This window comes from Zhongshania aliphaticivorans (assembly GCF_902705875.1).
In the GTDB taxonomy this organism is placed as follows: Bacteria; Pseudomonadota; Gammaproteobacteria; order Pseudomonadales; family Spongiibacteraceae; genus Spongiibacter; species Spongiibacter aliphaticivorans_A.
On the sequence record NZ_CACSIK010000001.1, the window covers coordinates 81,324 to 103,938 of the forward strand.

Consider the following 22,615-nt stretch of genomic DNA (forward strand, 5'->3'; position numbering starts at 1 on the left):
CTTTAGGCTTAGCGGAAGCGAATGCCAAGCTTGTCGTACAGCGCGCCAAGAATCCAAAGTGGGCCAATTAATAAAAACAAAATATCTGTAAAAAATGATGGCTTTTGGGCTTCTTCTTTATGGCCAATGAACTGGAAAACCCAAGCAATAATCCAAATTCCTGCCGCAGGTACCCAAAGAGGAAAGGCAACATAGCTTTGGTAAGTCATGATGCCTGCAGCTATTAATATAACGAAGGGGAGCATCCCTAGTGCTAATCGCCCCGATAAATAACCGTAAAAGAACATGGCGGCAATTAGTATCAGCTGGCCAAGATTTACCGGTGTTCCAGGTATTTGTATCAGCCATAGTAATGCGACAGTGCACACTGCAATTGCAGGTACACACCAATAGTGAATACGCTTATTGCGAGGGTTTTGGTGCGAGCTATTATATTCATCAAGCCATTGAGCAAGCGTGCGCACAGAGGATCTCCACAGAGTAATTAAAACGTATTACGCTAAGTGAATGATGAAGGCGGGTCAATGACTGTGGTAACATATTCCGTCAGGTAGAGAAGGGATTGCCGCCGATGCTTGGCGGCAATATTACTTCAGAACTGAGTGTGATGATGGTTTTATAGTTAACTCAGCAGAGTATGGTCGCGCAATAAAATAAATCTGAGAAGACGATGGATATCAGGCTGAACTTTGTGTTATTTAAACCAAACTTACAAAGCAAGCTGCGATGCCAACGGCGACAATAGCTAATAAGCTGTATTTAGCTGCTAATTCTGCAATGACGCTGGGGTCTTGGTTCTGTACTACTTCTTGTAAATGAGTCATGGTATTGCTCCGTCTGTAAAATATAGTTTGTCTTGATGACGGAGTCAGTATACGAAGAAGCAAGGAATAAGTGGGTTACAGGGATAGGCGGGTTTTGATGATTAAAACGTGGTAGATGCCATTATTTTAATCATTTGGAAAGCTTTGGGTGTGAGTCAAAACAAGCACTTAACACCTCTATTACCGAATGTTTATGTGACGGTTAAGTCAGTGTAATGATGGCGCTATGATTACATTGTTGTAATAAGTATTAAATGCCCTAAATTCATAGGCGAAATTTGTGATTTTAACTGGGCGATAAAGAAAACTCGGTTAATAACTCACCAATTAAAAAGGTTTCGACAGCAATAGCGCCACGAGAAAACCAGTCCTCGGCTTCGGTTTTGTTGCCTACTTCATAAATTAGTATTGGCCATGGCAATGTTGCGAGCTTGCAGTCTGGCGGGACACAGTTCCGATCACAAAAAACTACCTCAGGTTGAAGCTCGGCCAATGCTGCAGATTGCCAATCTGGCCAAGTATCGAAGACAGCACCAAATCGCTCCCAGCCTTCGTGAAGTGCTAGGTGTAATGCTTGTAATTCAAAGCTGATTAAAACGCAGCGTGATGCGACAGGTCTAAGGGCGTTAATTATGGCGTTGACCACAATGTGCTCACCAAACTGGGTGAGGCTCTCTTCTTTTATTTCAACGTAGGCATTAACGTTGGGGTTGAGCTCAAGCAGTGCAACAATATCACTTAGCCTGCACATGGGGTTTTTTGCGAAAGTCTCGCCAAAGCGAAGCTGCTCACTGGCGTGAAATGTATCCAGTTCGCTCGCGTTATATTCCCAGATAAGCCCTTCGCGTTGGCACATTCGCTTTAACTCGGCATCGTGAAAAGCAAAGGGCACATGGTCGGCGCTGAGCTGGATGTCTAACTCTATATTTATTGCGCCGGCTTGGATCGCCTGCTCAAAGGCGATAAGGGTGTTTTCTGGGTAGTGTTGACGCCAGCCGCGGTGGGCGACAAAATTTCCTGCTTGCATAAAAACAGCACCGCAATTTGAATTTCACCACAGTATCCGATTTATTCTGCTTAGAATAAAGGCCGTCGTTGCCGTTTCTATAAAAGCCTAGCAGGCAATGACTATTGCTATTGGAATTGCGGGCATATAATGCGACCTTAGTTAAATTATTGGGAGAGCTTATGTCTGTGGTATCGGTAAAAGCCTTGTTAGCTGGGCAATGTGAGCCAGGATGTGAAGTAACCGTTAGAGGGTGGATTCGCAGTCGGCGAGACTCGAAAGGTGGTTTTTCATTCTTAGCGGTGCATGACGGTTCTGCACATGCCGCGATACAAGTTGTCGCCCCTGCAGAACTGGATAATTACGATGCCGACGTTCTGAAATTAACGGCAGGGTGCTCGGTTATTGCCAGCGGTGAACTCGTTGCGTCTCAGGGGAAGGGGCAGGCCGTTGAAATTCAGGCCAAGCATATTGAGGTTTGCGGCTGGGTCGACGATCCCGATACCTACCCCATTGCAAAAAAACGTCATAGTTTTGAGTATTTGCGTTCAGTTGCGCACCTTCGGCCTCGCACGAATACCTTTGGAGCCATTACACGGGTGCGGACGGTGCTTGCCAATGCGGTACATCGTTATTTTTATGAGCGTGAATTTCAATGGGTTAACTCACCCCTAATAACAGCAAGTGATTGTGAAGGTGCTGGCGAGATGTTTCGTGTTAGCACTTTAGATTTAATGAATTTGCCACGCACTGATTCTGGCGACATCGACTTTAGTGAAGACTTTTTTGGTCGGGAGTCGTTTCTCACCGTATCGGGTCAGCTCAACGCAGAAGCGTATTGCCTAGCAATGTCCAAGGTTTATACCTTTGGGCCTACTTTTCGGGCAGAAAACTCCAATACCAGCCGCCATCTTGCTGAGTTTTGGATGGTTGAGCCTGAAATTGCGTTTGCAAACCTTGATGATGATGCCGCGCTAGCTGAAGATTTCTTACGTTATTTGCTATCTGCCGTTTTAGAGCATTGTGAAGATGACTTGGCGTTCTTCAATCAGTTTGTCGACGACGGTGTGCTCGCGCGCTTACAAAAAGTGGCCCACACCGGGTTTGAGCGTATGGATTACAGCGAAGCCATTAAGATTTTAGAAAAGTCAGGGAAGAAATTTGAGTTCCCGGTACGTTGGGGCTTAGATATGCAGTCTGAGCATGAGCGTTATTTGTGTGAAGAGCACGTTGGCGGGCCGTTGATCGTGACAAATTATCCCAAGGATATAAAAGCGTTCTACATGCGCATGAATGATGATGAGAAAACCGTTGCCGCCATGGATGTATTAGCGCCAGGAATAGGAGAAATTATTGGTGGCAGTCAGCGTGAAGAGCGCTTAGACGTGCTTGAGCGAAGGATGCTTGAGCAAGGTGTAGAGGGTATGGAGTGGTACCGCGATTTACGTCGTTATGGGACCGTGGCGCACGCGGGTTTTGGATTGGGTTTTGAGCGGTTGCTGAACTATATTACCGGTATGGAAAATATTCGTGACGCGATTCCATTTCCACGTACCCCGAAGCATGCAGATTATTAACAGTCCGTTATTGAATTAACGCTGGCGCTTTAAGTCTGTCGACGGCGTTATTAACTATGCAGCTTCTTAATTTTACGCTTTGCCACTCAAAGCCACGCTTGGGCTTATTTATCTACGAGGAGAATAGCCCGAGTTTCCTCATCTAATATATCCGCTAGCGTGTACGGCTTCAGAGTGTCAATAAACGCTTGGAGGGCATCCTCCAGCACACCTTTTAATTTACAGCTCCTGATAATACGGCAGGGCTGCTCCTTACAGTCTATGGGTTTTAGGGTAGTTTCAAATTGCTTTAAAACATCAACTAATGAGATTTTTTTTGCGGGCATGCATAGACGTATACCGCCGCCTTTTCCTCTTATTGCCTCAATATATCCCAGACGAACTAAATGCATCACCACCTTAGATACATGGTTAGATGAAATATTGTAATAGGTGCAAATATGTTGAATGGTGCTTAATTGCCCTTCAGGTAAGTGCCCCAAAAAAATGAGCGTGCGAAAGGCGTAGTCAGTTTGCTTGCTAAGTTTCATCGTTAGAGCTTGCGTTTTATTAAAAGGTGAGCGTATTATACCCTTTTTTAAACATGCATTAAAATTGCATCTTATGTAAAGGGCGTCATTATGACATCGTTATACGAGCGGATTGGTGGTGAAGCTGCAGTCGATAAAGCCGTAGATATTTTTTACGATAAAGTTATCGCTGATGAGCGAATTAGTGCTTTCTTTGAAAATATTGACATGTTTGCCTTGGCGAGAAAGCAAAAGCTATTTTTGACCATGGTCTTTGGCGGGCCAAGTGATTACAGCGGTGACGATATGCGCACAGCGCATGCGGGTATGGGGATTAATGATGATCAATTTAATGCCGTGGTAGAAAACCTAGCGGGCACGTTGAGCGAGCTAGGTGTCAGTGCAGATGATATTGGTGAGGTTGCTAAAATTGCCGATAGCGTTCGCGATGAGGTATTAAATCGCTAGGGCTTGGCGAGAAAGTGTGACTCGATTTTTTCTCTCGTAATCGAGTCACACAACTAGCTGGTCTATTTAAACCATTAGGATTCTATACAAGCAAAAACATGAGCTTGCGTTGAAAGTCATCAAGCTCCGATGTTTTCACCTTCACTAGTTGGTCTAGCTGGAATGACTGTTTATCGTTAAATAGGCGCAGTGCATCCGCATCAAAACTGAGTTTTTCTGGGATAGTGCGCGCTTCTACGAAACCACTGATTCCGGTTTCCAGTAATTCAACGGTAAAGCCGCCGCCATTCACGTGGGCGATCCGTGCATCGTAAACGGTGTCTGACGTGTTTTGCGCCAAATATTGATATTGCAGCCACTGCTCCATTTGCTTACTTGCTTGCCGGCCATTGCGAATACGCTCTTGCAGCGCAGCGAGCTCTTCTTCATCGGGAAGGCTCAACTCTTCGTTGTTTAACTTGGCTCGAATACACCGCTGTACCAGCAGGTCGCTATACTTGCGAAGTGGCGACGTGAAGGTGGTGTAGGATTCAAGGCCCAGCCCAAAGTGTGGCAGGGGCGAGCTGCTAATATTTCCGGGTTGTAGCATACGTGCGAAAATACTTCGCAAAGGTAGCGAGGATTCACTCTTCTCACTAGCTTTGATGAGTGCGATATAGTTTGGTAATTGTCCGAAATCACTATCGGCCAAGTCGGGGATCTCTTTACGAAGAACCGCGCGAATATTCTCGTAGCGATCTTCTCGCAAGCCTGCGTGACAGACATAGAGTGATGGAGAATCCGCTAGCCATACCGCCGCGCTGCGGTTTGCCGCTAACATGCATTCTTCAACTAAGCGATGAGCGTCATTGCGTTCGACCTTGCTAATACTTTCAATTTTGCGTTGCTCATTGAGCTTGAAGTGAAAATCCGCTTGTTCAGGCATCATTATATGATGTTCGCTGCGATAGTTTCGCAGCGCTTGGCTCGCGGCGTATAAATCCGATAAACAAGCTTGTTCTAAGTCTACGGTTTTGTGGATATGAGCGTGAACATCGTTGTAATTTAGCTTGGCGCGCGAGCGAATCAGCGCTTCACTGAATTCAATATCACTGATTTCTCCCTGATGGCTAACTTGAACAGAGCATACGATCGCTGCACGATCTTCATTTGCCATCAGTGAACAGCTGCCCTGTGATATCGGGTTTGGCAACATGGTTTGAGTGAAGCCGGGCAGGTATACGGTATTGGCGCGTTGTTTTGCGGCCAGATCCAGAGGGCTGTCTGGGGATATGAATGCACTGGGGTCAGCGACGGCCACATTTAACTGCCAGCCGTTTTCGTTTGCTTCTGCCCACAGGGCATCGTCGATGTCTCGAGTTTCTGCCGAGTCGATGGTGATAAACGGGGTGTCGCGGAGGTCTTTGCGTACTTCAGCGCGGCTGTCTTCGCCAATGCTGCAGTTGTTAGGCCAATCTCGTGGCAGTTTAAATTTGCGTTGGATGTACTTTCCTTCAACACCTACATCGCTGGGTTTGCCGATATTCTCCAGGACTTTGACCTGTGATTTGCCATCGCGAAAGGGGTGCTGTGCGACTTGGCAGTACAAAAAGTCGCCCTCGCTGCATTTTTTGCGCTGCGAAGGTGGAATGAACAGTAATTTGTTGAAGCGAGGTAAATCAGGCTCAACAAAGTGGCCCTGACCTCGGACCACATAGCGACCAGTAAAGCAGTCTAAGGGGCTGTCCAGCAGCTTTTCTAGCTCGGCTTTAAACTTACCTTTGTCATCGGTATGGACTGTGATTTTTACTCGGTCACCCGGAAAGACACGCTGCATGTCATCGGGGGCGAGAAAGACATCACGGCCGTCATCTAAACGAACAAAGCCAAATCGTCTTTGGCTGCCGCGAACCTCGCCTTCGCCTTGGTCTTTGGATTCTATAATTTTGGATTTCAGCTGATTTAACTGCTGCAGGGCATTTTTGTCGAGCATGAATCAATGGTACCTGTAATCGGATCGCTAAAAAGGGGTACAGGGTAGCGGAAATGTGTGACGGAGTCTTCCGATATCACCGCGATAACGGTTGACAATGATAGCCATCGCTTTTAATAATCAAGCTACGCTGTGTTGTATGGATCGGTCTATTGCCGTTACGCTTTTGTTGCCTTCGGGCTTACAGTCAAAAAATCTTTGCGCGCTGGTTTTATTTAGCTTCGCGACAACAGCGCTACGCCTTATTAAGTGCTTGTGCTCACTTCTCCTTTGTTTTTCTTTTCCGGTTTCCTAAACAACTGTTTTTGACAGTGTTGGGTGCTGGCCTTTATTTTTGTTGCCAACAGAGAGTGTCCTATGGAAAAAATCTTTGTTCTTGATACCAACGTATTGCTGCACGACCCCATGGCGCTGAGCGCCTTCCATGAACACCGAGTGGTTATACCAATGACCGTGCTGGAGGAGTTGGACCATATCAAGGACAGGCGCGACAAAGATGTGAGTCGCGAAGCGAGAATAGCGATTAATGCAATCGACAAAATTCTCTTTAATGCGAGCCCCAAGGCGATTCAAGAGGGCGTGCCTATTCCCAACGCGCGGGGTGGGGATGATGTTGGCAGCTTGGCGATTTTTCCTGATCAGCTCATTAACCATGACGTTCCCGCACCTTACTTAGATGGCAGTCAGCAGCAGGCGAATGACAACCGCATTATTAATGTGGCATTGCACTTACAAGTAAAAAGTCCCAAGGCTTACGTATGCTTGGTGACCAAAGATATCAATATGCGCCTAAAGGCCAAGGGCTCGGGCTTAGAAAACGTAGAGGATTACCGCAAGGATAGAGTCCTTGATGATATTCAGTACATGGCAAAGGGTTACGAGCATTTGCCCGGTAATTTCTGGGGGCAGGTAGACAAGGTTGATACCCTGAGGGACGGCGGTCAGACCTTGCACGTTTTAAATCGCTCGGTGCTGCCAAAAGTGCATATCAATGAGTTCCTCTACGACGACAGCGGTTTTGCCGGTATGGTTAAGTCGGTTGATGAGGACAAGCTTGAATTGCAGGATTTGAGTCGAGATCAGCTCATGCATCAGCGTATGTGGGGGCTAAGTCCTCGTAATTTTGAGCAAGCCATGGCCTTCTTTTTGATATCTAGGCCTCATATTGATATGACGGTGCTAACAGGGCCAGCGGGTTCTGGTAAAACCTTGATTGCATTAGCCTATGGTTTACATGCCATTTTGGAAGAAAAGCGTTTTGATAAAATGATTGTGGCCCGCTCTACGCCACCCATGGCAGAAGATATTGGCTTTCTTCCAGGCACAGAGGAAGAAAAAATGGCCCCTTGGCTGGCCGCATTTGAAGATAACTTAGAGGTTTTGCACGGCACGGATGAGTCGCCTTACAGCAGTATTGAGTACGTGAAAGACAAGGCAAATATACAATTCAAGTCTTTGAATTTTATGCGGGGACGCTCGTTTAACAATGCCTATATTGTGATTGACGAAGCTCAGGGGCTGACTCAATTTCAGCTGAAGTCCATTATTACGCGGGTTGGTGTCAACTCAAAGATTGTTGTGCTGGGTAACCTTGCCCAGATTGACAATAAATATATCTCGCCGCTAACGTCTGGTCTTACCTACTTGGTAGAGAAGAGTAAAAACTTTGAGCATGCGGGTGTTATGCACGTAAATGGTATTGAGCGTTCACGCCTAGCGGCGTTTGCAGAGGAGAACCTTTAGCGCATCTTTAACGGTTTTTACGGCGCGGTACTAGGGCTGCGCCGTAAAACCTTGCTTTTTTGGGATGTCAATATGGTGATATACGGCTATTGCTGGTTTGTATACTGCGGTAGTTTGTGAGTTTCTAATACCAAATTTGGCACCTCACTATGACACTTATTCAGGAGCAGCGAGACGGGCGCCCAGCGGTCCCTGAAAACGCCTTAGAGCTCTTAACTGAAATGCAAAAAATAGCTTTACGCCGTATCGAGAATTTTGGCTGGACCTTAAAGTTCATTCGTCAGCCACGGTTTGAGCCGCCTTTGGTTGTGGTTGAGAATTCGACTGGGGTGAATATCGGGGTGCTAGAAGAAGATGGCGGCGTTAATTTGAGCCCAAGAATCGTATTGCGTGAGTAATGTTAATTAAAAAACTTAACAACCTGCTCATTGGGGTCACGGCTTGCATTGCTCTCATTGAGTTTTTCTAGGTAACGTTGCCAAAGTTCGTCATGTTGTTCGCATAACTCCCTTAAATATCCCCAAGAAAAAATACCACTGTCGTGACCGTCACTAAAAACCAGTTGTAGGGCGTAGTTCCCAACGGGAATCAGTTCGGTAATGTGGACGTTAATTTTGCCAACTTGTAAGGTTTCCTGCCCTGCGCCATGACCTCTTACTTCTGCAGAGGGGGAGTGCACTCTTAAAAACTCGCTCGAAAGAGAAAATTGCTCGCCGTTGGCATAGCTAATTTCGAGTTGCTGAGATTTTTTGCGAAATTTTATATTACTTGGGTTGGTATTGAGTGGGGCGCCCATTTCATATTACCCGTGTCGATGAAGGTGTCCAAGTAAGATCCCCGCCATTTTTCAATGGCGGGTTCGGTGTTGCTAGCTAATATTTTTACAGGATGAAGCGGCTCAAGTCTTCATCTTTCGCCAACTCACCGAGCTGCTCTGATACGTAGTCACAGTCTATTGTGACAGCTTCTTTGTCGCTGGCGTCAAAGGAAATACTTTCCAATAGGCGTTCCATTACCGTATGCAGGCGGCGGGCACCGATATTTTCGGTGCGCTCGTTCACTTCCCAAGCGGTTTCAGCAATTCGACGAATACCGTCTTTGCTGAACTCAACCTTCAAGCCTTCTGTGCCAAGAAGTGCTTGGTACTGCTCCGTCAACGAGGCGTGGGGCTCGGTGAGAATCCGCTCAAAGTCTTCAGGGGTGAGTGCTGACAATTCCACCCGAATCGGCAGGCGTCCCTGTAGCTCTGGGATTAAGTCCGAAGGCTTGCTGAGATGAAAGGCGCCAGATGCGACAAATAATATGTGGTCAGTGCGAATGACGCCGTGCTTAGTGCTGACCGTGCAGCCTTCGATTAATGGCAGTAAATCTCGCTGCACCCCTTCACGAGAAACATCCCCGCCACTTGTTTCTTGGCGTTTGGCGACTTTGTCGATCTCGTCTATAAAGACAATACCGTTTTGCTCGGCAGCTTCGAGGGCGCGGGTTTTCAGGTCTTCTTCGTTGACAAGTTTAGCGGCTTCTTCATCTTGGGCTTGCTTCAGGGCAGCCTTGACGCTCATGCGGCGTGTTTTCTTTTTGTCATTGCCCAGTTTAGAAAACATACCCTGCAGCTGGCTGGTCATTTCTTCCATGCCGGGCGGAGCCATGATTTCTACGCCGACGGGGGTGGCGTTCAGCTCAATATCAATTTCGCGATCATCAAGCTCGCCTTCGCGCAATTTTTTGCGGAATAATTGCCGGGTGTTATCGCTGCGATCGTCGCTGTCATTTTCTCCTCGAGCGGGAGGGAGTAGGACATCGAGTATGCGTTCTTCGGCGGCATCAGCGGCCCGGTGGGCAACTTGCTCCATTGCCTGTTCGCGATAGAGCTTGATAGCGACATCGACTAGGTCACGAATAATAGATTCTACGTCGCGGCCAACATAGCCAACTTCCGTGAACTTGGTGGCTTCAACCTTGATGAACGGCGCATTGGATAATTTTGCCAAGCGGCGGGCTATTTCGGTTTTACCGACCCCGGTGGGGCCAATCATTAAAATGTTTTTTGGCGTAATTTCATCACGCAATGATTCTTCTAATTGCATGCGGCGCCAGCGATTGCGTAGTGCGATGGCAACAGCGCGTTTAGCATCATTCTGGCCGACAATGTGTTTGTCGAGTTCGTGAACAATTTCACGGGGTGTCATAGTAGACATCAAGTGCTCCGAGGGCGCGGTGGCGCCTTAGTATTCTAGTGATTCGATGGTGCGGCTGTGATTGGTGTAAATACAGATGTCGCCGGCAATGGTTAAGCCTTTTTCCACGACGTCGGCCGCGCTTAGCTCCGTGTTATCCATAAGTGCGCGAGCAGCAGCTGTTGCGAAAGAGCCTCCCGAGCCAATGGCGATCATATTGTCTTCTGGCTCTATGACATCGCCGTTGCCACTGATGACAAGGGTGGTTTCTTTGTCGGCGACAATTAGCAGTGCTTCAAGTTGGCGTAGTGAGCGCTCGCTGCGCCACGCTTTAGCAAGTTCAACCGCAGCGCGGACTAATTTGCCTGAATGCTTTTCGAGTTGGGCTTCAAATAGTTCGAACAACGTGAAGGCATCGGCGGTGCCGCCGGCAAAACCAGCCAGAACTTGGTCTTTATAGAGGCGGCGAACTTTACGGGCGTTACCTTTCATAACGGTATTGCCCATGGTGACTTGGCCGTCGCCACCAATGACAACTTGATTATTGCGGCGAGCTGAGAGAATTGTGGTGCCGCGAAACTGTTCCACGCGGGACTCCTTCTTAGTAATAAAATGGGTTGAATCGGGTTTTATTGATCGTTCTTGTTAAACAAAGGTGGGGGCGCCCTCGACGATTTCAAGGGCGGGTTGCCAATAGCTCGAAGGCTATTTCTTTTGGCGAATAACTAGGGTGTCTATGCTTTCATTGATGAGCTTTGTTCGCGCATCAGTTAGGGTGTTGTGAGATTGAAAGGGGCCAACATAGACGCGGTGCCAGCGATCACCGTTGGCTTCTACCGATTCTACTTTAGCATCTAGGCCGAGAATAAGGATTTGAGCTCGGCGGCGATCGGCGTCCTCTCCCTGACGAAAAGAGCCTGCTTGTAATATATAGCGTTCGTCGCTGATGTCTTCTTTGATTACGGGCGGTTTATTAACCGTTTTGACGGGTGTTTGCGGTTTTGGCTTGGGGCGTTGCTCGTCAGTAACAATGACCTCTCGCTCAGGTAAGACAGTAAAGAAATCAAACTTGGTGTTTGAGCTGACATTCTTTTTGTCTTGCAAGGCTTTTTCTTTGGCGGCAGCAGCCTTGGTTTCAGCAAGCTTTTCGCGCTCTGGTTGAGTGCTAATGATGGTTGAGTAAACTAATACTGAGCAAATAATGCCGCCGGCAAAGCCACTACCAAAGAGTGCGAAGCCGGGAAACCCCGAGCGCGCAGGGCTACGGGTTGCGCCGCGTGTTGTTTTTTTTTGCGTTGCCATACTTTACATTTCCTCTGGGGCGGAAACCCCCAGCAGTGTCAATCCATTGTGTAGTACCTGCTTAATTGCACAGGCTAATGTAATACGAGCATCACGCAGGGCTGTGTCTTCTCCCAGCATTTTGTGAGCGTTGTAATAAGTGTGGAAATCACCCGCCAACTCTCGTAAATAATGCGCCAAGGCATGGGGCTCAAATTGGGCTGCGGCATTACCTAGTATTTCAGGGTAGCGTGACAATTTGACCAGCAAATCTTTTTCAACGTCGTGACTGAGTACTGATATTTGCTTTAAACCCTGCTCAGGAGTCCATTTTTCTCCCTGATCGCTGAGTTTACGCAAAATACTGGCAACTCGCGCATGGGCGTACTGAATATAGTAAACCGGGTTATCTTTGCTTTCAGATTTGGCAAGCTCTAAATCAAAGTCAGTGGCTTGATCAGCCTTGCGCATAATGTAAAAAAAGCGCGCCGCATCATTGCCAACATCATGTCTAAGTTCGCGCAGGGTGACAAATGAGCCCGAGCGGGTAGACATCTGAACTTGCTGATCTCCGCGATACAGTGAAACGAACTGTACCAGTCTCACAACAAGTTTGTCCGGATCTATGTCTAGCGCTTGAAGAGCGGCTTTCACGCGGGCGATGTAGCCGTGGTGGTCTGCTCCCCAAATATTCACCACAGTATCAAAGCCACGCTCAAACTTGTTGAGGTGGTAGGCAATGTCAGAGGCAAAATAAGTTGTTTGGCCATTGTCACGTTTTACAACACGATCTTTGTCGTCGCCAAAACGAGTCGACATAAACCAGAGTGCGCCGTTGCGCTCTTCAATGTAGCCGTTGTCCTGAAGTTTACGGATTGCGCGGTCAACTTGGTCGGGGTCTTGGGTTAAGCTGCGCTCAGAAAACCATTCTTGGTATTCAATGCCAAACTCAGCAAGATCACTGCGAATATCTCCTAAGATGGCATTTAAGCCTTTATCAAAGGTGATGCTGTAATTGTCGCCAAGTAATGCCTTAGCGTTATTGATCAACCCGTCTATGTGCTTTTCTTTGTCGCCTTCAGGCGCGTCATCACAAACGTTAGCAAAGGCGTCTTCGGCGCTGCAATGCAAAATTTTACCGTGTTCCGCTAATAGCTCGCGGCCGTAATCGGCAATGTAATCGCCTTGGTAGCCATTGCTTGGAAAGGTGATGTTCTCGCCACAGGCTTGTAAGTAACGCAGCCAAACACTGGTGCCAAGGATGTCCATTTGGCGGCCGGCATCGTTTACATAATACTCGCGGCAGACCTTATTACCAGTTGCTTCCAGCATATTGGCAACACTGTCGCCGTAAGCGGCACCGCGGCCGTGGCCGACGTGGAGCGGTCCAGTTGGGTTGGCTGAAACAAATTCTACTTGAATAGATTTTCCGTTTGCTGCTCGGCGGCCAAAGTTTTCGCCCTGTTCAAAAATGTCGTGAAGCACTTGAAAGTTACTTGCTTCATTAATAAAGAAATTAATAAACCCAGGGCCAGCAATTTCTACTTTAACTATATCGTTGTTATCAGGTAGGGCATCAACAATTTGTTGTGCGATGGCGCGGGGGTTAGATTTTAATGGCTTTGCCAAGGTCATCGCGATGTTGCTGGCGAAATCGCCATGAGTTTTGTCGCGGGTATGCTCTACCTGAATGTTAGTTTCCAACTCGTCTGGCCACGACTGGGCCGTGCGAAGGGTTTGCAGGGCTTGTTGGATATAGTGGGCGACTTTCTCTTTCATGGTGTGGCAGAAGCTCTTTGGTCAAAACACGGTCGCGTATTATCGCTGTTTAGCTTGCTCGCCGCCAGTCTTGAGGTGTTTCTCATGGCGGTCAATTCTGATTAAAAAAGATCAATAGGGTCTACATCGACCGACCATCGTAGGTTTTGAGGTTTGCGCAATTGGTCGCCAATCTCGCAGGCAGCATGAAGATGTTGGTGCAATAAGCTGCGGCGCTCGGACTGCAGAATCAGAGCAGCGCGAAATCGCCCAGCTTTTCTTGCCATTGGGGCGGGGAGTGGGCCAACAATGCTCCAAGCGGTGTCGCCAGTGGGTAATGCGTTTATGATTTGGCTAAGAAATGCCTCGGCACTTTCCAGAGATACTGCGTCAGCGCGAATAACGGCGCTGAAGCTAACGGGGGGGAGTGAGAAAAGTTTTCGCTCTGCGAGCAGCTGCTGGGCAAAAGGTTGGTAGCCTTGATTGACCAGTGCCTGCAGCGCTGGGTGGTCAGGACAATGGCTTTGAATGTAAACCTTGCCTGGTTTATTGGCGCGGCCGGCGCGGCCAGCTACTTGGATGAGTAATTGGCCGCTGCGCTCTGGGCCGCGGAAGTCGGCGCTAAATAAGCCACCATCAATGTCGATAATGCCCACTAAGGTGACATCGGGGAAGTGGTGCCCCTTTGCCAGCATTTGGGTGCCCACTAGAATGCACGGTTTGCCGGTATGGATGTCATCAATAAGCAGCTGCATACTGCCTTTTGCTGAGGTGGTGTCGCGATCAATGCGAATAATCGGCACATCGGGAAAGTGTTGTTTCAAGCTTAATTCAAGGCGTTCGGTGCCTGGCCCTTGAAAAATAAGTTCATGATTGTGGCACTGTGGGCAGATGGTGGGGAGTGTTTCGGTAGCGCCACAGTGATGGCAGCGAAGCTCTCGCCGACCAAAATGGACGGTTAGTGTTGCGTCGCAGGCTTGGCAGTTTGCCAGCCAGCCGCAGCTATGACATTGCAGCTGTGGTGAAAAGCCTCGTCGGTTTAAAAAAATGAGGGCTTGATTGCCTTCGTTTAGCGTTTGGGCAGTGGCATCTAATAATGATTTGCCAAGCCCGGCGTCGAGCGTTTCGTTGCGAATATCGAGCAAGTGTACCTTGGGAGCATTTGCGCCACCGGCGCGTTCACGCAGCTCGAGGAGTTGGTAGCGGCCTAATGCCACATTATGAAGACTATCTAAACTTGGTGTTGCGCTACCTAATACCACGGGACAGCAATGGTCTGAGCCACGTTTTACCGCAATATCTCTAGCAGAATAGCGCCATCCATCTTGTTGCTTGTAGGAGGCATCGTGTTCTTCATCAACAATAATAAGCCCAAGTTTATGGAAGGGGGTTAGAACGGCAGAGCGGGTGCCGAGTAAAATTTTATGCTCGCCGGACTGTATTTTTTTCCAATTTTGAACACGCTCGCTGTCGCTTAAGCCCGAGTGCAGGGTGCTGACATTAGTGGGAAAGCGTTGTTCAAAGCGTTGCAAGGTTTGAGGTGTAAGGCCAATTTCAGGAATAAGAACCAGTGTTTGTTCGCCGCGACCAAGGCAGTCTTCAATGGCGCGTAAATACACCTCGGTTTTGCCACTGCCGGTGACGCCATCGAGCAAAAAGCGGTCAAAGCCGCCAAGCGCTTTGGAGATCGCTTTCACTGCGTGATCTTGTTCTGTATTTAAGCTTAGTTTGGTTGACGGTGTTGATGTTGCCGCCGCGAGTGGTGCTTCGGCCTTGCTTAGATAGCCACCATTAATAAGATTGTTTAATACGGTATTGCTATAGCCTAAATCTTTTATTTGGCGGCGAGAGAGTCGCCCAGATTGCTCGATAACAGCTAGCAAACTTTGCTGTTGGTGAGCGCGAGAGGGTAGCGGGGGGAGATTTGTAATGTCGTCGCTGCATTGCCAATATTGTGCGGGCTTCTCTTTTGCCGGCTCAGCTTTGCGCAGCGTAATGGGTAATAATTGTTGAAAACACTCGCCGACAGGGTGGTGGTAGTACGCTGCGGCCCAGAGGCCCAGTTGTATAAGGTCTGGTGGCAGGCAAGGAGACTCGTCTAAAGCCTTAATAACCGACTTCATTTTTTGTTTGGCAATGTCGCTATTGGTCGGTGTGGCAAAGATAACCCCCACTAAGCGTCTTGGCCCAAAAGGCACGCTGACTCGCATACCCACTTTAGCCTCTTGCTGAAGGGTGTCAGGCCACAGATAGTCGAAGCCACGACGCAATGGGCAGGGAACGGCAACAGTGACAAATTTCGGCATGGCAGGGTTATCAGTACGGCGAAAAGTTGCAGTGTATAAGAAATCTGTCGCCGATAAGAGCAGCCTTTTTGTGGCTTGTGCGTCTTAACTTGCTTATTGAGGTATTTCTGTTAATATTCGCCGCCTGAATTTCAAGCTAGTTTTGAAGCTTGTCAGCCCTGCGCGGTGCCCGGCAAAAGATCGGGTGGCGGCGACCATTGAGGAAAGACCCATGAAAGCAGATATCCACCCGAATTATGTTTCTATTAACGTAACGTGCAGCTGTGGTAACGCCTTTGAAACGCGTTCAACCCTTGGTGAAGCACTTCACGTTGACGTTTGTTCAGCCTGCCACCCGTTCTACACCGGTAAACAGAAAATGCTGGATACTGGCGGTCGTGTTGATCGTTTCCGTAAGCGTTTCGGCAGCCGTGGTACCACTAAAGCGTAATCTCGCAGTAGTGCTTAGTGGTCTGCTATATGCAGCCACGCTAAGAAAGTGCCTGGTTAGTAACTTGACCGGGCATTTTTGTATTTAGCTTTTGCTCTGGTGAGCATGTAAATCAGATGTCGTGTCAGTGGCGGGTGAATTCGCCCAATCTTGTCGGTGTAGTATTGCAGCGATAATAAGTACCGCCATAATCATTCGCAGCTAAGTGCTGCTAAACGCGAGTATTGTTATGTTTGGCTAAATACGGCCTTGTCATACTACTGTTATCGTCAGCGCGAATACTTTTACAACAGCTTTAACACCCTTTGTGAAAAAGCAAAAATTGGGAAATAAAGAATGTCCAAAGATGTGAAACAGGCGGCTCTGGATTACCACTCTCTCCCTTCACCGGGCAAAATTGGCATTATGCTGACCAAACCTGCGGAAACGCAGTACGATTTGTCGTTGGCATATAGTCCTGGCGTTGCAGAGCCAGTGCGTGAAATCGCCAAAGATCCGATAAATGCTTATAAATACACCAGCAAGGGTAATCTTGTCGCGGTCATTTCTAATGGCTCCGCTATTTTGGGCTTGGGTAATCTCGGGCCGCTGGCTAGTAAACCGGTTATGGAAGGCAAGGCCTTGCTGTTTAAGCGTTTTGCTGACATTGATTCAATAGATATTGAGGTTGATGCTGAAGATAGCGAGGCGTTTATCGATACGGTAAAACGCATTGCGATTACCTTTGGCGGTATAAACCTAGAAGATATTAAAGCGCCTGAATGTTTTGAAATTGAGCGAGTGCTTAAAGAGCAGTGCCCAATTCCGGTGTTTCATGACGACCAGCACGGCACAGCCATTGTGACCGCCGCAGGGATGTTGAATGCCCTCGAAATCCAAGGCAAGAATATTGAAACCGCCAAAGTGGTTTGTCTTGGCGCGGGATCAGCAGCCATTGCCTGTATGCGTCTACTTGTTAGCGTGGGCGCAAAGTACGAAAATATTTATATGATTGACCGTCGCGGGGTGATTTACCCAGGTCGTGCGGGCTTGAACAAATATAAAGAAGAGTTCCAGAACGATACGGATGCGCGCACCCTGAGTGATGCAATCAAAGATGCAGACGTGTTTGTTGGTCTATCGGGCGCTAATTTATTAAGCGGCGACATGTTGAAATCTATGGCGCCAAAGCCCATCGTGTTTGCGTGTTCAAATCCTGACCCAGAAATACAGCCTGAGCTGGCGCTGTCTGTTCGGGATGATGTCATTATGGCCACAGGGCGTTCGGACTACCCCAACCAGGTCAATAATGTTTTGGGTTTCCCCTTTATTTTTCGCGGCGCCCTAGATGTGCGTTCAACCGCAATAAATGAAGAAATGAAAATTGCCGCTGTACATGCACTGCGTGAATTGGCAAAAGAGCCAGTACCACAAGTAGTGATGGATGCATGCGGTGTTGACGAGCTGACGTTTGGTCCAGACTATATTATTCCAAAGCCAGTAGATCGCCGCTTGTTGGGCAAAGTCTCCGCCGCTGTGGCGCAGGCTGCCGTTGATACCGGAGTTGCTCAGCTACCGTATCCGGCACATTACCCCTTGCTGTAAGCCAGTTCTTAATAAGTGTCACGCGAAGCCGTTGCCGTATTCTGCAACGGCTTTTTTATATCTGGTTATTCTGCCGATTACTCTTCGCGATTGTTCTGAGCAATAATCTGATGAATTTGCGCCCTTAGCCACTGGTGGGCGGTGTCATTATTGGCGCTGCGATGCCAGTATAACTGCACCTCAAGAGCAGGTAGTTTCATTGGTAGTGGGAGTATGTGTAGTGGTAAAAAGTCTTGAAAGCGCAGCGCTAAATGCCGAGGCAGCGTGAGTAATAGATCGGATTCAGCCACAATATGGCTGGCTGAGTAGTAACTTTGCCCGCGTAAAGTAATATTGCGATTCAAGCCTTTGCGATTGAGAGCCGCATCTTCAATAACACTCCCGCGGCTGCGGCCAGACACCGAAACATGGTGTGCATTCAGGTAGTTTTTCAAACTTAGGCTATGCTCTGCCAGTGGGTGGTTTTTGCGCATCATGACCCATAAGTCGTCTCTAAATAAAAATTGTTGCTCAATACTGGGGTCGACGGCTTGGGGAATATCGATGGCCATGGATAGCTCGCCGCTGATTAATTGACGGCTGAGTTGATCTCTTACTAAGCGCTGGCTTTGTAAGCGAATGCCAGGAGCGCTTTTTTGCAGTTGCGCTAACAGGCTGGGCAGGGCGACGAATTCCATGGGGTCGCCCATACTAATAACAAAACGGCGCTTGGAGGTCGTTGGGTCGAATTCTTGGCCGCGGTGTAAACTTTCCTGCAGGGTGGTCAGCGAATTACTGATCTCGGCAGCAATGCTGTCTGCTAATGGTGTGGGGGCAATGCTCCGGCCTCGGCGTACAAACAAGGGGTCGTCAAAGTGCTCCCGCAAGCGTGCCAAGGCGTTACTGACTGCCGGCTGGGTAATGTGTAGTGCTTTGGCTGCCTCGGTAAGGGAGTTGGCGCGATATACCGCATCAAAGACTTTAAAGAGATTTAGATCCATATTGTTGTTGGCCATAAAGCATTCACAGAAATGATGATATAACATTTTTATAATAAATTAGACTGATATATAAACACGTCGTATGTTTAACATAATAATTGAGGAGAGTACGTCATGGATTTTAATCACAGCCCCCGTTGCCAAGAATTAATTGATCAAGTCCGCGCTTTTATCCGCGAGCGAATAGAGCCGGTAGAGGCCGAATTATTGCCGGCGATGCTTGCTGGCTCCGCTGGTGGTGATTGGACCAAGTGGCAAGTCGACCCCAAAATAGAAGAGCTCAAAGCCGAGGCTAAAGCACTTGGCCTGTGGAATTTCTTTTTGCATGACGATGAGCGCGGTGCGGGATTATCTACTCTAGAGTATGCACCGCTAGCGGAAGAAATGGGCCGCTCGCATCTTGCGCCACAAATTTTTAATTGCAGTGCACCAGACACCGGCAATATGGAAGTGTTGTGGAAGTACGGCAGCGAAGAGCAAAAACAACAATGGTTGGAGCCTCTGTTAGAAGGAAAAATTCGCTCAGTATTCTTTATGACAGAACCGGATGTTGCGTCCTCTGATGCCACCAATATGGAGGCAACAATTGTCGAGGACGGTGACGACTTGGTGATTAACGGTAAAAAATGGTGGTCATCAGGTGTGGGCGACCCCCGTTGCGAGATCGGTATTTTCATGGGGGTGAGCAACCCCGAAGCTGCTCGTCACAGTCAGCACTCAATGGTGCTTGTACCCATGACCACACCTGGCGTAGTGATCAAGCGCATGCTGCCTGTATTTAATACCTTTGATGCCCCAGAAGGGCATGGCGAAGTGTGGTTTGAAAATGTGCGAGTCCCAAAAAAGAATATGATTTTGGGTGCAGGCCGTGGTTTTGAAATTGCCCAAGGTCGGCTTGGGCCCGGCAGAATACACCATTGTATGCGTGCCCTAGGTGCAGCAGAAAAAGGTCTTGAGCTGATGATCAAGCGCGGTAATTCACGGGTCGCGTTTGGCAAGCCGCTTATTAAGTTAGGTGGTAACCAAGAGCGTTTAGCAGATTTGCGTATTGCCATTGATCAGGCACGCTTACTGACACTGTATGCAGCATGGAAAATTGACAATGTGGGTGCCTTGTCGGCGCTGACTGAAATTTCTGCTATTAAAGTAGTGGCGCCAAACGTACTGCAAAATGTGGTTGATGCGGCCATTCAAATCTACGGTGGCGCTGGTGTGTCTAACGATACGCCGTTAGTGGCCATGTTCGCGATGGCGCGGGCGCTACGTTTGGCGGATGGCCCAGATGAAGTGCACAGAGGGCTGATTGCCAGAGTAGAGTTAGCCAAATATAAATAGGTCGTTGCCCACAGGTAGTGGTGTGACATGCAAAACGATCAGACGGGGGCGACGGTTCAATGAGTGCAAAGCGGGTTTTTATCACGGGAGGGGCGTCCGGCTTGGGTCGGGCGTTGGCTAATTGTTTCGCTGACGCGGGTTATTGGGTATGTATTGGTGATGTGGATGATGGTCGTGGCGCTGAAGCCTTGGCTGAACTGCAAGCTAAAACCACCGCGCATTACTGTCATTGCGATGTTACTCAAGAGAGTGCCTTGCAAGCTGTGGCGGACTGGCTGCTCAGTGAATGGGGTGGTGTCGATGTGGTTGTGAACAACGCGGGCGTTGCCTCTGCCGGTGGTATTACTGAATTCCCATTGAGTGACTGGGAATGGATTATGGATATCAATGTGCTTGGGGTGGTGCGGGGCTGTAAAGTTTTCGCCAAACTGATGCAGGCGCAGGGCAGTGGCCATTTGGTGAATGTGGCGTCTTTGGCGGGTCTGATTTCGCCGCCCAATATGGCGTCGTATTGTGCGACCAAAGCCGCGGTGGTGGCAATTTCTGAGGTGCTCACCTTGGAATTGGACCCTGATAATATTGCGGTATCCGTGGTTTGCCCAAGTTTTTTCCGTACTAACCTCGCTGAGTCGGTACGGGCATCTGATGCCGATTCGCAAGCAGCAGCTCAGCGCTTGGTGAACAAAGCCAAGCTCGGTGCCGATGAAATTGCCAGTCGCGTGTTTGCCTCTATTGAAAAGGGCGAATTTTATATTTTACCGCACCCCGAAGGCCGCAATATTTGGCGCTTAAAGCGTTGGTTACCGTTTACCCATTTCCGCGCCTTGATGCTAAAACAAGCCCGCCGCATGATGAGTAAGCACGATGTCAGATAATAGCAAGCTAGTTGATGTTGCTGGTGGCGTGCGTCGGGGTGAAGAGCTGGATATTGCCGCAGTAGATGCATGGCTAAAACCGCGGATTGATGGTTTGGCCGGTGACCCAGTGGTCACCCAGTATAGTGGCGGTGCCTCGAACTGGACTTACCGTTTGGCGTACCCAACTCACGACCTCATTTTGCGACGACCACCAAAGGGCACCAAAGCCAAGTCGGCCCATGACATGGGGCGGGAATATAAAGTGCAGGCAGCGCTGGCGCCGGTTTTTCCCTTTGTGCCGGAGATGTTGGCGTTCTGTGAAGACCAGTCGGTAATCGACTGCGATTTTTATGTGATGCGCCGTATTTCCGGTTTAATCCCGCGGGCAAATATGCCCAAAGGTTTATCCCTAAGTGCTGAGCAGACGCGGGATTTGTGTTTATCGGTGGTCGACAAGCTCGTCGCGTTACACCAAGTAGATTATGGGCTTGCGGGCTTGGCGTCGTTGGGTAAAGGCGAAGGTTATTGCGAGCGACAAGTGCGGGGCTGGAGTGGGCGTTACCAAAAGTCGAAGACGTGGAACGTGCCCAGCTTTAAAAAAGTGATGGCTTGGTTGGCAGAAAATACCCCCGGCGATGTCCGAACTTGCGTCATTCACAATGATTTCCGTTTTGATAATGTCGTGCTCAATCCAGAGCAGCCGTCAGAGGTGCTTGGCATTCTCGATTGGGAGATGGCAACCCTCGGTGATCCCTTAATGGATTTAGGCAGTGCTCTTGCCTACTGGGTGCAAGCCGACGACGATAAAGTAATGCGCGCCACTCGGCGTCAACCCACCCATCTGCCGGGTATGTTAAGCCGCGACGAAGTAGTGGCTTACTACTGCGAAAAAATGGACCTGAGTATCGATAAATGGCCTTTCTACGAAGTGTTTGGCTTGTTCCGCTTGGCGGTGATAATTCAGCAAATCTACTATCGCTATCATCATAAGCAAACCGACAACCCTGCATTTAAAAATATGTGGTTGGTGGTTTGGTATTTAGATCGTCGCTGCCAGCGAATTATTCGGAGGCAGAGATAGTGCCAGCACTGTATTTAATTCGTCATGGTCAAGCGTCCTTCGATGCCGAAGATTACGACCAGCTTTCAGAATTGGGTATACGTCAGTCTGCTCATCTTGGGGAGGCTTTCGCGGCACGGGGGGTGATACCAAATAGCGTAATTTGCGGCGGTATGCGACGCCACCGACAAACGGCTGAGCAATGTATGGCGGCATTAAACTTGTCGTCAGATGATGTGCCCTGGCAGGAAGCGCGAGACTGGGACGAATATGACCATCAGGGCTTGATAGATGCGTATACGGCACTACCGGGCAAGGCAGATGCCTTGATAGCTGACATGGCGGGGGACAATCCGCGTGCGGGTTTTCAGCGTCATTTTGCCATGGCAATGACGCGCTGGGTGAATGGCGACCATAATGCTGATTACCCAGAGACATGGGATAAGTTTTGTCAGCGAGTTGAGCGCGGCCTATTGTCGGCAGCAGAGGGGCGCAAAGGCAACGTCTTTGTTTTTACCTCGGGTGGCGCGATCTCTGTGGTGTGCCGCAAATTACTGGGTTTAAGCAATGACATGACTGCCCAGTTAAGTTGGCAATTGGCCAATGCGGCCTACAGTAAAGTTATTGCTGGTTCAGCGGGATTGAATTTAGCAAGTGTCAATGAGCACAGCCATTTTGATGGCCACCACCGAAAATTACTCAGCCACCGTTAACTAATTTGTCTGGTTAGCTTTGGTCTCTTGACTGA

The 22,615-nt window shown here is 48.7% G+C and carries 22 protein-coding genes; 10 read left to right on the top strand and 12 right to left on the bottom strand.

What is annotated here, in order from left to right; translation table 11 throughout:
* Nucleotides 1–8: 8 nt before the first annotated feature.
* The 3 genes from AELLOGFF_RS00395 to AELLOGFF_RS00400 all read right to left on the bottom strand — a co-directional run bounded on the left by AELLOGFF_RS00395 (nt 9) and on the right by AELLOGFF_RS00400 (nt 1,851).
* Entirely contained in the window at nt 9–464 is a 456-nt protein-coding gene (locus AELLOGFF_RS00395; protein WP_200842574.1) for a DUF962 domain-containing protein, read from the bottom strand.
* Nucleotides 465–698: 234 nt separating this feature from the next.
* Complete coding sequence (locus AELLOGFF_RS18120) at nt 699–824, bottom strand: hypothetical protein (RefSeq protein ID WP_268818541.1); 126 nt, start codon at nt 822–824, stop codon at nt 699–701.
* Between the two features lie 286 nt (nt 825–1,110).
* The gene (locus AELLOGFF_RS00400) at nt 1,111–1,851 is read right to left on the bottom strand and encodes a glycerophosphodiester phosphodiesterase family protein (protein WP_159266804.1); all 741 of its coding nucleotides are present in this window, start codon (nt 1,849–1,851) and stop codon (nt 1,111–1,113) included.
* Nucleotides 1,852–2,012: 161 nt separating this feature from the next.
* Between AELLOGFF_RS00400 and asnS the strand changes: the two genes are divergently transcribed.
* Nucleotides 2,013–3,407 (top strand): asparagine--tRNA ligase, encoded by a 1,395-nt coding sequence (gene asnS / locus AELLOGFF_RS00405; protein ID WP_159266805.1) that lies wholly within the window; start codon nt 2,013–2,015, stop codon nt 3,405–3,407.
* A 104-nt stretch (nt 3,408–3,511) separates the two neighbouring features.
* Here the strand turns inward: asnS and AELLOGFF_RS00410 are convergent, their stop codons facing one another.
* A complete protein-coding gene (locus tag AELLOGFF_RS00410) occupies nt 3,512–3,937 on the bottom strand; it encodes an Rrf2 family transcriptional regulator (protein ID WP_159266806.1) in 426 nt (141 codons plus the stop codon).
* 90 nt (nt 3,938–4,027) lie between these two features.
* Between AELLOGFF_RS00410 and AELLOGFF_RS00415 the strand changes: the two genes are divergently transcribed.
* Nucleotides 4,028–4,384 carry a group I truncated hemoglobin gene (locus AELLOGFF_RS00415; protein ID WP_159266807.1) on the top strand — a complete coding sequence of 119 codons (357 nt, stop codon included), beginning with the start codon at nt 4,028–4,030 and terminating at the stop codon, nt 4,382–4,384.
* A gap of 82 nt (nt 4,385–4,466) precedes the next feature.
* On the opposite strand, the gene AELLOGFF_RS00420 is transcribed toward AELLOGFF_RS00415, so the two are convergent.
* The gene (locus tag AELLOGFF_RS00420; protein WP_159266808.1) at nt 4,467–6,356 is read right to left on the bottom strand and encodes a VacB/RNase II family 3'-5' exoribonuclease; all 1,890 of its coding nucleotides are present in this window, start codon (nt 6,354–6,356) and stop codon (nt 4,467–4,469) included.
* Nucleotides 6,357–6,713: 357 nt separating this feature from the next.
* Between AELLOGFF_RS00420 and AELLOGFF_RS00425 the strand changes: the two genes are divergently transcribed.
* On the top strand, nt 6,714–8,099 hold the full coding sequence (locus AELLOGFF_RS00425; protein WP_159266809.1) for a PhoH family protein: 1,386 nt from the start codon (nt 6,714–6,716) through the stop codon (nt 8,097–8,099).
* Between the two features lie 149 nt (nt 8,100–8,248).
* Nucleotides 8,249–8,497 (top strand): hypothetical protein, encoded by a 249-nt coding sequence (locus AELLOGFF_RS00430; RefSeq protein WP_159266810.1) that lies wholly within the window; start codon nt 8,249–8,251, stop codon nt 8,495–8,497.
* Nucleotides 8,498–8,499: 2 nt separating this feature from the next.
* Here the strand turns inward: AELLOGFF_RS00430 and AELLOGFF_RS00435 are convergent, their stop codons facing one another.
* From AELLOGFF_RS00435 to AELLOGFF_RS00460, 6 genes are all read right to left on the bottom strand, one after another.
* On the bottom strand, nt 8,500–8,895 hold the full coding sequence (locus AELLOGFF_RS00435; RefSeq protein ID WP_159266811.1) for a gamma-butyrobetaine hydroxylase-like domain-containing protein: 396 nt from the start codon (nt 8,893–8,895) through the stop codon (nt 8,500–8,502).
* An 85-nt stretch (nt 8,896–8,980) separates the two neighbouring features.
* Nucleotides 8,981–10,297 (bottom strand): ATP-dependent protease ATPase subunit HslU, encoded by a 1,317-nt coding sequence (hslU, locus tag AELLOGFF_RS00440; RefSeq protein ID WP_159266812.1) that lies wholly within the window; start codon nt 10,295–10,297, stop codon nt 8,981–8,983.
* A 27-nt stretch (nt 10,298–10,324) separates the two neighbouring features.
* A complete protein-coding gene (gene hslV / locus AELLOGFF_RS00445; protein ID WP_159266813.1) occupies nt 10,325–10,864 on the bottom strand; it encodes an ATP-dependent protease subunit HslV in 540 nt (179 codons plus the stop codon).
* Nucleotides 10,865–10,981: 117 nt separating this feature from the next.
* Complete coding sequence (locus AELLOGFF_RS00450; RefSeq protein ID WP_159266814.1) at nt 10,982–11,578, bottom strand: SPOR domain-containing protein; 597 nt, start codon at nt 11,576–11,578, stop codon at nt 10,982–10,984.
* 3 nt (nt 11,579–11,581) lie between these two features.
* Nucleotides 11,582–13,336 (bottom strand): arginine--tRNA ligase, encoded by a 1,755-nt coding sequence (gene argS / locus AELLOGFF_RS00455; RefSeq protein ID WP_159266815.1) that lies wholly within the window; start codon nt 13,334–13,336, stop codon nt 11,582–11,584.
* A gap of 101 nt (nt 13,337–13,437) precedes the next feature.
* Nucleotides 13,438–15,621, bottom strand: a complete 2,184-nt coding sequence (locus AELLOGFF_RS00460) for a primosomal protein N' (protein ID WP_159266816.1) — start codon at nt 15,619–15,621, stop codon at nt 13,438–13,440.
* A 211-nt stretch (nt 15,622–15,832) separates the two neighbouring features.
* On the opposite strand from AELLOGFF_RS00460, the gene rpmE reads away from it, so the two are divergent.
* Together rpmE and AELLOGFF_RS00470 are read left to right on the top strand one after the other, a co-directional pair.
* Complete coding sequence (gene rpmE / locus AELLOGFF_RS00465) at nt 15,833–16,051, top strand: 50S ribosomal protein L31 (protein WP_159266817.1); 219 nt, start codon at nt 15,833–15,835, stop codon at nt 16,049–16,051.
* Nucleotides 16,052–16,387: 336 nt separating this feature from the next.
* Nucleotides 16,388–17,635 (top strand): malic enzyme-like NAD(P)-binding protein, encoded by a 1,248-nt coding sequence (locus AELLOGFF_RS00470; protein ID WP_159266818.1) that lies wholly within the window; start codon nt 16,388–16,390, stop codon nt 17,633–17,635.
* A 77-nt stretch (nt 17,636–17,712) separates the two neighbouring features.
* On the opposite strand, the gene AELLOGFF_RS00475 is transcribed toward AELLOGFF_RS00470, so the two are convergent.
* On the bottom strand, nt 17,713–18,630 hold the full coding sequence (locus tag AELLOGFF_RS00475; RefSeq protein ID WP_235035557.1) for a LysR family transcriptional regulator: 918 nt from the start codon (nt 18,628–18,630) through the stop codon (nt 17,713–17,715).
* A gap of 99 nt (nt 18,631–18,729) precedes the next feature.
* Between AELLOGFF_RS00475 and AELLOGFF_RS00480 the strand changes: the two genes are divergently transcribed.
* Genes AELLOGFF_RS00480 through AELLOGFF_RS00495 form a run of 4 tightly spaced genes read left to right on the top strand, consistent with a single transcriptional unit; the run spans nt 18,730 to nt 22,580 of the window.
* Nucleotides 18,730–19,950 carry an acyl-CoA dehydrogenase family protein gene (locus tag AELLOGFF_RS00480; RefSeq protein WP_159266819.1) on the top strand — a complete coding sequence of 407 codons (1,221 nt, stop codon included), beginning with the start codon at nt 18,730–18,732 and terminating at the stop codon, nt 19,948–19,950.
* 59 nt (nt 19,951–20,009) lie between these two features.
* On the top strand, nt 20,010–20,825 hold the full coding sequence (locus tag AELLOGFF_RS00485; protein WP_159266820.1) for an SDR family oxidoreductase: 816 nt from the start codon (nt 20,010–20,012) through the stop codon (nt 20,823–20,825).
* Nucleotides 20,815–21,888, top strand: coding sequence for a phosphotransferase family protein (locus tag AELLOGFF_RS00490; protein WP_159266821.1), 1,074 nt, complete (start codon nt 20,815–20,817; stop codon nt 21,886–21,888). Before AELLOGFF_RS00485 ends, AELLOGFF_RS00490 begins: the two co-directional genes overlap by 11 nt.
* Complete coding sequence (locus AELLOGFF_RS00495) at nt 21,888–22,580, top strand: histidine phosphatase family protein (protein WP_159266822.1); 693 nt, start codon at nt 21,888–21,890, stop codon at nt 22,578–22,580. The genes AELLOGFF_RS00490 and AELLOGFF_RS00495 overlap by 1 nt, the downstream gene beginning before the upstream one ends.
* The last annotated feature ends 35 nt before the right edge of the window (nt 22,581–22,615 follow it).

What these genes read in the sequence shown, in the direction of transcription:
- AELLOGFF_RS00475 (WP_235035557.1), bottom strand. Translation starts at nt 18,630, where the DNA reads ATGGCCAACAACAATATGGATCTAAATCTCTTTAAAGTCTTTGATGCG.
- AELLOGFF_RS00470 (WP_159266818.1), top strand. Translation starts at nt 16,388, where the DNA reads ATGTCCAAAGATGTGAAACAGGCGGCTCTGGATTACCACTCTCTCCCT.
- asnS (WP_159266805.1), top strand. Translation starts at nt 2,013, where the DNA reads ATGTCTGTGGTATCGGTAAAAGCCTTGTTAGCTGGGCAATGTGAGCCA.
- AELLOGFF_RS00460 (WP_159266816.1), bottom strand. Translation starts at nt 15,621, where the DNA reads ATGCCGAAATTTGTCACTGTTGCCGTTCCCTGCCCATTGCGTCGTGGC.
- AELLOGFF_RS00435 (WP_159266811.1), bottom strand. Translation starts at nt 8,895, where the DNA reads ATGGGCGCCCCACTCAATACCAACCCAAGTAATATAAAATTTCGCAAA.
- AELLOGFF_RS00485 (WP_159266820.1), top strand. Translation starts at nt 20,010, where the DNA reads ATGAGTGCAAAGCGGGTTTTTATCACGGGAGGGGCGTCCGGCTTGGGT.
- hslU (WP_159266812.1), bottom strand. Translation starts at nt 10,297, where the DNA reads ATGTCTACTATGACACCCCGTGAAATTGTTCACGAACTCGACAAACAC.
- AELLOGFF_RS00400 (WP_159266804.1), bottom strand. Translation starts at nt 1,851, where the DNA reads ATGCAAGCAGGAAATTTTGTCGCCCACCGCGGCTGGCGTCAACACTAC.
- AELLOGFF_RS00430 (WP_159266810.1), top strand. Translation starts at nt 8,249, where the DNA reads ATGACACTTATTCAGGAGCAGCGAGACGGGCGCCCAGCGGTCCCTGAA.
- AELLOGFF_RS00410 (WP_159266806.1), bottom strand. Translation starts at nt 3,937, where the DNA reads ATGAAACTTAGCAAGCAAACTGACTACGCCTTTCGCACGCTCATTTTT.
- AELLOGFF_RS00420 (WP_159266808.1), bottom strand. Translation starts at nt 6,356, where the DNA reads ATGCTCGACAAAAATGCCCTGCAGCAGTTAAATCAGCTGAAATCCAAA.
- argS (WP_159266815.1), bottom strand. Translation starts at nt 13,336, where the DNA reads ATGAAAGAGAAAGTCGCCCACTATATCCAACAAGCCCTGCAAACCCTT.
- AELLOGFF_RS00480 (WP_159266819.1), top strand. Translation starts at nt 18,730, where the DNA reads ATGGATTTTAATCACAGCCCCCGTTGCCAAGAATTAATTGATCAAGTC.
- AELLOGFF_RS00450 (WP_159266814.1), bottom strand. Translation starts at nt 11,578, where the DNA reads ATGGCAACGCAAAAAAAAACAACACGCGGCGCAACCCGTAGCCCTGCG.
- AELLOGFF_RS00415 (WP_159266807.1), top strand. Translation starts at nt 4,028, where the DNA reads ATGACATCGTTATACGAGCGGATTGGTGGTGAAGCTGCAGTCGATAAA.
- AELLOGFF_RS18120 (WP_268818541.1), bottom strand. Translation starts at nt 824, where the DNA reads ATGACTCATTTACAAGAAGTAGTACAGAACCAAGACCCCAGCGTCATT.
- AELLOGFF_RS00425 (WP_159266809.1), top strand. Translation starts at nt 6,714, where the DNA reads ATGGAAAAAATCTTTGTTCTTGATACCAACGTATTGCTGCACGACCCC.
- AELLOGFF_RS00490 (WP_159266821.1), top strand. Translation starts at nt 20,815, where the DNA reads ATGTCAGATAATAGCAAGCTAGTTGATGTTGCTGGTGGCGTGCGTCGG.
- rpmE (WP_159266817.1), top strand. Translation starts at nt 15,833, where the DNA reads ATGAAAGCAGATATCCACCCGAATTATGTTTCTATTAACGTAACGTGC.